Source organism: Plantibacter sp. CFBP 8804, assembly GCF_014841225.1.
GTDB classification, from domain to species: domain Bacteria; phylum Actinomycetota; class Actinomycetes; order Actinomycetales; family Microbacteriaceae; genus Plantibacter; species Plantibacter auratus.
Window position 1 is genome coordinate 35,486 of record NZ_JACYTU010000018.1, and the last position, 6,838, is coordinate 42,323.

At 67.0% G+C, this 6,838-nt stretch carries 5 protein-coding genes; all 5 read right to left on the reverse strand.

Going from position 1 to position 6,838, the window contains the following annotated elements:
* Positions 1 to 259: 259 nt before the first annotated feature.
* The 5 genes from IFU11_RS18070 to rpsL all read right to left on the reverse strand — a co-directional run bounded on the left by IFU11_RS18070 (position 260) and on the right by rpsL (position 6,628).
* The gene (locus tag IFU11_RS18070) at positions 260 to 2,110 is read right to left on the reverse strand and encodes a DUF4012 domain-containing protein (RefSeq protein ID WP_192019831.1); all 1,851 of its coding nucleotides are present in this window, start codon (positions 2,108 to 2,110) and stop codon (positions 260 to 262) included.
* Positions 2,111 to 2,249: 139 nt separating this feature from the next.
* Positions 2,250 to 3,440, reverse strand: coding sequence for an elongation factor Tu (gene tuf, locus IFU11_RS18075; RefSeq protein WP_064296705.1), 1,191 nt, complete (start codon positions 3,438 to 3,440; stop codon positions 2,250 to 2,252).
* 141 nt (positions 3,441 to 3,581) lie between these two features.
* A complete protein-coding gene (fusA, locus tag IFU11_RS18080; RefSeq protein WP_064296706.1) occupies positions 3,582 to 5,696 on the reverse strand; it encodes an elongation factor G in 2,115 nt (704 codons plus the stop codon).
* A gap of 87 nt (positions 5,697 to 5,783) precedes the next feature.
* Positions 5,784 to 6,254, reverse strand: a complete 471-nt coding sequence (rpsG, locus tag IFU11_RS18085; RefSeq protein WP_064296707.1) for a 30S ribosomal protein S7 — start codon at positions 6,252 to 6,254, stop codon at positions 5,784 to 5,786.
* Positions 6,254 to 6,628: a 30S ribosomal protein S12 gene (gene rpsL, locus IFU11_RS18090; protein ID WP_056008169.1), complete on the reverse strand. Its 375-nt coding sequence runs from the start codon at positions 6,626 to 6,628 to the stop codon at positions 6,254 to 6,256. The genes rpsG and rpsL overlap by 1 nt, the downstream gene beginning before the upstream one ends.
* Between the last annotated feature and the right edge of the window lie 210 nt (positions 6,629 to 6,838).

The following is a 6,838-nucleotide window of genomic DNA, read 5'->3' on the forward strand; positions in this document are numbered from 1 at the left end:
CGACCTGGATTGCGATGAAGTGATTGGTGTTCTGCTACCTGCGGCCTAGGCTCGATCCCTGTCGCGTTGCCGCGTCTGGGAGCTCCTATGCACTACCTGGCAGTGATCCGCCGGAGCGCGCACAGGCACGCTCGTCCGAAGTACTGAACTGGACTAGTTTGCCACGGATCCACCATGCGTGCAACCCGGGCGTGTCGCGGGCGTCGGATGGTCAGGATCCGCTCAGTCTCGGGCGTCGTGAGCTCCGAGGCGCCGCTGCTCAGCAGGGCTCGACGACGTTGTCGACCTCGACCGGACGCACCCCCGGGGTGCCCAGGAACCGCACCGCGTCGACCGTCGCGCCGGACACGTCCGCATCGACGTCGAGTGTCACCGTCGCGCCCGGCGCGATCGTCACCACCACGTAGGCCACGGGGCGTCCGTCGTCCGATCCGGCCGTGTACGGGGCCTCGGCGCCGTCAACGCGAACCGAGCGGATGTCGGCACCGTCGGGCGCGTAGGCCATGACCCGCAAGCGCATCCACCCACGCGGGAGCCCCTCACGCTCGTGGAACCCCGCGATGTAGTCGAACGCCTCCGTGTCGAGCTCCGGCTCCGTGTCGATCGTGTTGGAGAGCTCGGACGTGACCATCACCGTGCGGGTCCCGTCGACGTCGCACGACGCCGCACGGACACGGACCCGCTGTCGGAGGTAGTACTCGAGTTTGGACCCGACCGCGTCCGAGAGGTACAGCCCGAACGGCACCGAACGAGACGAACGCTCGGGCAGGGCGCCGCCGACCCCGGCGAGCACCAACGCCCGCTCCTCGACGCGGTCGGGACTCCAGGCGAGCAGACGCCGCTCGTCGACCGCCTGCACCCAGCCGTCGATCGCACGGGGCACCACCATGGAGCCCGCCTGCAGCTGCGAGGTGAGCGCCTGCACGACGGCGGTGAAGGTCGCGTCCTGCGCCCGGTTCGCCTCGTCGCTGAGACCCGGGTGGTCTCGGTACACGCCGTTCAGGAGCTCGTCGACGACCGTCTCGCTCGACAGCTCCGTACCGTCGTCCAGCACGACGGGGCCGGTCGCTCGCAGCAGATGGGAAAGCGCGACCGGGTCCACGGCGAGCACCAGGTCGGGCGTGACGCCCTGACTCTCCTGCCACAGCCGCGAAGCCACCTGCGCACCGTACGGGAAGTCCGGCCGCGCCGTCACCTCATGGATGGAGGTGCCTGCGGCAGCGTAGCCCTCGGTCCGGTAGAGCGCGTCGGCATCGGCCGGGAGGGGCACCACCGGATCGGCGTGCGACACGAAGTCCGCGCCGCCGAGGGTCCTGGTCACGCTCAGCGCGCCCTCCTCGACGTGCACGAGCGCCGAAGCTCCCGCGATGCCGCCGAGGGCTCGGCTCTCCGCCGAGTTCTGGAACAGGACGACCACGTCTCGCGGCCCCTCCTCCCCCAGGAACCCGGGCAGCGCTCGCAGCACCGGTGCGAGCCGCGAGGCGAGCGATGAGGCCTCGCGCAGCGGTCCGTCGAGTCCGACCAACGCCGACGCCACCTGAGGCAGGAGCACCGACCGGTCGAGGCGGTCGAGGCGCGCGACCTGCTCCTCGAGTCGCTCGAGCGCGCGCGCCGAGGTGCGCGCCAACCGCCCCACCCGCTCCGTGTCCAGTCGCCCGTCGACCGCGAGTCCGTCGACGGACAGGTCGAGGACCGGCTCGACGACCTCGTCGACGACCACGTGGGCCGCCTCGACGGCCGTGCGCACCGCGACGAAGTTCACCCCGGAGACGGGCACGCGTTCGGCGAGCCACCAGTCAGGCCGCCGAGTCGACGTCAGGGCCCGCTCGACCGCGTCGCCGGCGCGCTGCACGACGGCAGGATCGATCGCGTCGGCGCCGTCACCGACGACGCCCGCACGGATCGCCTCGAGCTCAGGCAGGACCGACGTGAGCTCCTCCCGGACGGACATGGCCTCCACCGCCGCCGACACGGTGGCTCCAGCGATGCCGAGCAGAACGGACAGGGCGACGATGCTCGGGATCAGGACACGTGGGCGCGACAGGCGACGCGGACGGATGGACGAACGGGACACGGTCACCTCGGCGGCTCGATGCAGAATGGGTCGCATGATATCTTACATATGAGGTACCGGGGTCCCGACCGTCCGACGGCACGCACGACGAAGGGCCCGGAGCGAAATGCTCCGGGCCCTTCGTGTGGAACCGTGTCGACCCTGCGGTCGATCAGGGGTTCGCGTCAGCGGATGCTTACGCGAGCACCTTGGTGACGGTGCCGGCGCCGACGGTGCGGCCACCCTCACGGATGGCGTAGCCGAGGCCGACCTCCATGGCGATGGGCTGGATCAGCTCAACGGTCATGTCGGTGGTGTCGCCGGGCATGACCATCTCGGTGCCCTCGGGCAGCGTGATGACGCCGGTGACGTCGGTGGTGCGGAAGTAGAACTGCGGACGGTAGTTCGCGTAGAACGGGTTGTGACGCCCACCCTCATCCTTGGACAGGATGTACGCGGTGCCCTCGAAGTTCGTGTGCGGCGTGACCGAACCCGGCTTCACGACGACCTGGCCGCGCTCGACGTCTTCACGCTTCGTGCCACGGAGCAGGAGACCACAGTTCTCGCCGGCCCATGCCTCGTCGAGCTGCTTGTGGAACATCTCGATACCCGTGACGATCGTCTTCTGCGTCGGGCGGATGCCGACGATCTCGACCTCGGAGTTGATCGCGAGCGTGCCACGCTCGGCGCGGCCCGTGACGACGGTTCCACGACCGGTGATCGTGAAGACGTCCTCGATCGGCATGAGGAAGGGCTTGTCCTTGTCGCGCACGGGGTCGGGGACGTTGGCGTCCACGGCGTCCATGAGGTCGAGGATGCTCTGCACCCACTTCTCGTCGCCCTCGAGCGCCTTGAGGCCCGAGACGCGGACGACCGGTGCGTCCTCAGCGAAGCCCTGCGAGGCGAGCAGCTCGGAGACCTCGAGCTCGACGAGCTCCAGGATCTCCTCGTCGTCGACCATGTCGGACTTGTTCAGCGCGACGAGCAGGTAGGGGACGCCGACCTGCTTGGCGAGCAGCACGTGCTCACGCGTCTGAGCCATCGGGCCGTCAGTGGCGGCGACGACCAGGATCGCGCCGTCCATCTGCGCAGCACCGGTGATCATGTTCTTGATGTAGTCAGCGTGACCGGGGGCGTCGACGTGCGCGTAGTGGCGCTTCGGGGTCTCGTACTCGACGTGCGAGATGTTGATCGTGATACCACGCTGACGCTCTTCCGGCGCGGAGTCGATCGACGCGAAGTCGCGCTGCACGTTGGTCGCGGACGGGAACTTGTCCGCCAGGACCTTCGAGATCGCCGCGGTGAGCGTGGTCTTGCCGTGGTCGACGTGACCGATCGTACCGATGTTGACGTGCGGCTTGGTCCGCTCGAACTTGGCCTTTGCCACTGTGAGTCCTCCTCAGGACGTTGTGCGGGACGCCGGGCACCATTCGATGCCCGACGCACTGCAGGGATGTGTATTCATGTTACGCGATCCGCCCGGGTGTTCGCACACCCGGCCGGACCGCGGTGAAGAGAGAGTGAGTGACTACTCGCCCTTGTTCTTCTGGATGATCTCGTCGGCGACAGCCTTCGGGACCTCCGCGTAGCTCTCGAACGTCATCGAGTACACGGCACGACCAGAGGTCTTCGACCGGAGGTCGCCGATGTAGCCGAACATCTCGGAGAGCGGCACGTTGGCACGGATGACCTTGACGCCGGTGGCGTCGTCCATGGACTGGATCTGTCCACGGCGCGAGTTGAGGTCTCCGATGACGTCGCCCATGTACTCCTCAGGAGTACGCACCTCGACCGCCATGAGCGGCTCGAGGAGGACGGGGTTGGCACGCGAGTAGGCCTCCTTGAGACCCATCGAGCCGGCGATCTTGAACGCCATCTCCGAGGAGTCGACGTCGTGCGCCGCACCATCGGTGATGATCGCCTTGACACCCACGACCGGGTAGCCGGCGAGGCCACCGACCTGCAGGGCATCCTGGAAACCGGCGTCGATCGACGGGATGTACTCGCGCGGGATGCGACCACCGGTCACGGCGTTCACGAACTCGTAGGTCGTCTCCGGAGTGACGTCCATCGGCTCCAGATCGAACTGGATCTTCGCGAACTGACCCGAACCACCGGTCTGCTTCTTGTGCGTGTAGCCGTACTTCTCGACCTTGCGCTTGATGGTCTCGCGGTACGCGACCTGCGGCTTGCCGACGTTGGCCTCGACGTTGAACTCGCGCTTCATGCGGTCGACGAGGATGTCGAGGTGGAGCTCGCCCATGCCCTTGATGACCGTCTGGCCGGTCTCGGTGTTCTGCTCGGTGCGGAACGTCGGGTCCTCTTCGGCCAGCTTCTGGATCGCGGTGCCCAGCTTCTCCTGGTCGGCCTTGGTCTTCGGCTCGATCGCGACCTCGATGACGGGCTCCGGGAAGCTCATCGACTCGAGGACGACCTGGTGCTGCGGGTCGGACAGGGTGTCACCGGTGGTGGTGTCCTTCAGGCCGATGACCGCGTAGATGTGACCGGCGGTGACGAAGTCGACCGGGTTCTCCTTGTTGGCGTGCATCTGGAAGATCTTCCCGATGCGCTCCTTCTTGCCCTTGGTCGAGTTGATGATCTGCGCACCCGAGTCGAGACGACCCGAGTAGACGCGGACATAGGTCAGGCGACCGAAGAACGGGTGCACCGCGACCTTGAACGCGAGCGCGGTGAAGGGCTCGGTCGAGTCGGGGTGACGCTCCACGACCTTCTCCTCGTCGCGCGCGTCGTGGGCCTCGATGGCCGGGACGTCGAGCGGGGAGGGGAGGTAGTCGATGACGGCGTCGAGCATCGGCTGGACGCCGCGGTTCTTGAACGCGGAGCCACAGAGGACCGGGTACATGGTGCTCGTGATGGTGAGGTGACGGATCGCGGCCTTGATCTCCGCGACGGTCAGCTCTTCGCCACCGAAGTACTTCTCCATGAGCGCGTCGTCGGTCTCGGCGACGGCCTCGAGGAGCGCGGTGCGGTACTCGGCCGCCTTCTCCTTGAGGTCTTCCGGGATCTCCTCGATGGCGTACTTGGCGCCCATCTCGACGTCACCCTTGGCGTCTCCGCGCCAGGTGAGCGCACGCATCTCGACGAGGTCGACGACGCCCTCGAAGTTGGACTCGGCACCGATCGGCAGCTGGATGACCAGCGGCTTCGCGCCGAGGCGGCTGATGATCGTGTCGACGGTGAAGTAGAAGTCGGCGCCGAGCTTGTCCATCTTGTTGACGAAGCAGATGCGCGGGACGTCGTACTTGTCGGCCTGACGCCAGACGGTCTCGGACTGGGGCTCGACGCCCTCCTTGCCGTCGAACACCGCGACCGCGCCGTCGAGGACGCGGAGCGAACGCTCGACCTCGACCGTGAAGTCGACGTGGCCGGGGGTGTCGATGATGTTGATCTGGTTCTTGTTCCAGAAGCAGGTCGTCGCGGCGGACGTGATGGTGATGCCGCGCTCCTGCTCCTGCGCCATCCAGTCCATCGTCGACGCACCGTCGTGGGTCTCGCCGATCTTGTGGTTGACGCCCGTGTAGAACAGGATGCGCTCGGTGGTGGTGGTCTTGCCGGCATCGATGTGGGCCATGATGCCGATGTTGCGGACCTTGTTCAGGTCGGTGAGCACGTCTTGTGCCACGGGGTCCTCCGGGGATAGGTAGGGGTGAGCTGATTCACTCAGGTGTGCGAGGGCGGGCGGATCGCCCGCCCTCGCATCGGGCGGCGACTACCAGCGGTAGTGCGCGAACGCCTTGTTCGACTCGGCCATCTTGTGCGTGTCTTCACGACGCTTGACGGCTGCACCGAGACCGTTCGATGCGTCGAGGATCTCGTTCTGGAGACGCTCGGTCATCGTCTTCTCGCGGCGGCCCTTCGCGTAGCTCACGAGCCAGCGCAGGGCGAGGGTGTTGGCGCGGTGAGGCTTGACCTCGACCGGCACCTGGTAGGTGGAACCACCGACGCGGCGCGAACGCACCTCGAGGGTCGGGCGGACGTTGTCGAGCGCCTTCTTGAGCGTGACGACGGCGTCGCCCTGGTTCTTGGCGGTGACGCCTTCGAGTGCGTCGTAGACGATGCGCTCAGCGAGGCCCTTCTTGCCGTCCAGCAGGATCTTGTTGACGAGCTGGCTGACGATGGGGGCGCCGTAGACGGGATCGGCGACGACGGGACGCTTCGGAGCTGGACCCTTGCGAGGCATTACTTCTTCTCCATCTTCGCGCCGTAGCGGCTGCGAGCCTGCTTGCGGTTCTTGACGGCCTGCGTGTCGAGGGCGCCACGGACGATCTTGTAACGGACACCCGGGAGGTCCTTCACACGACCACCACGGACCAGGACCAGCGAGTGCTCCTGGAGGTTGTGGCCCTCACCGGGGATGTACGCGGTGACCTCGGTGCCGTTGCGCAGCTTCACGCGGGCGACCTTGCGCATCGCCGAGTTCGGCTTCTTCGGGGTGGTGGTGTACACGCGGGTGCACACGCCGGCCTGCTGGGGGTTGCTCTTCAGGGCGGGCGCCTTGGTCTTGACGACCTTGGGGCTGCGGCCCTTCCGAACCAACTGCTGAATGGTTGGCACTACTTGCTCCTTGATGATGACTGCACGGTGACAGTGGTACTGCAGCATTCGTGGACCGGTCTCCCGGATCACGAGGTCGTATGGACCCACCGGCGCCGCGCGAGTGCGCGTCGCTTTCGTGGTGGGTATGCCGTGGGGGCGATCGGCAACCGGGACCAGCCCGGCGGGGATCAACCCGATGGTGCAAGACTGGTGTCCACTCCCCCCCGC

What these genes read in the sequence shown, in the direction of transcription:
- rpsG (WP_064296707.1), bottom strand. Translation starts at nt 6,254, where the DNA reads ATGCCTCGCAAGGGTCCAGCTCCGAAGCGTCCCGTCGTCGCCGATCCC.
- IFU11_RS18070 (WP_192019831.1), bottom strand. Translation starts at nt 2,110, where the DNA reads ATGCGACCCATTCTGCATCGAGCCGCCGAGGTGACCGTGTCCCGTTCG.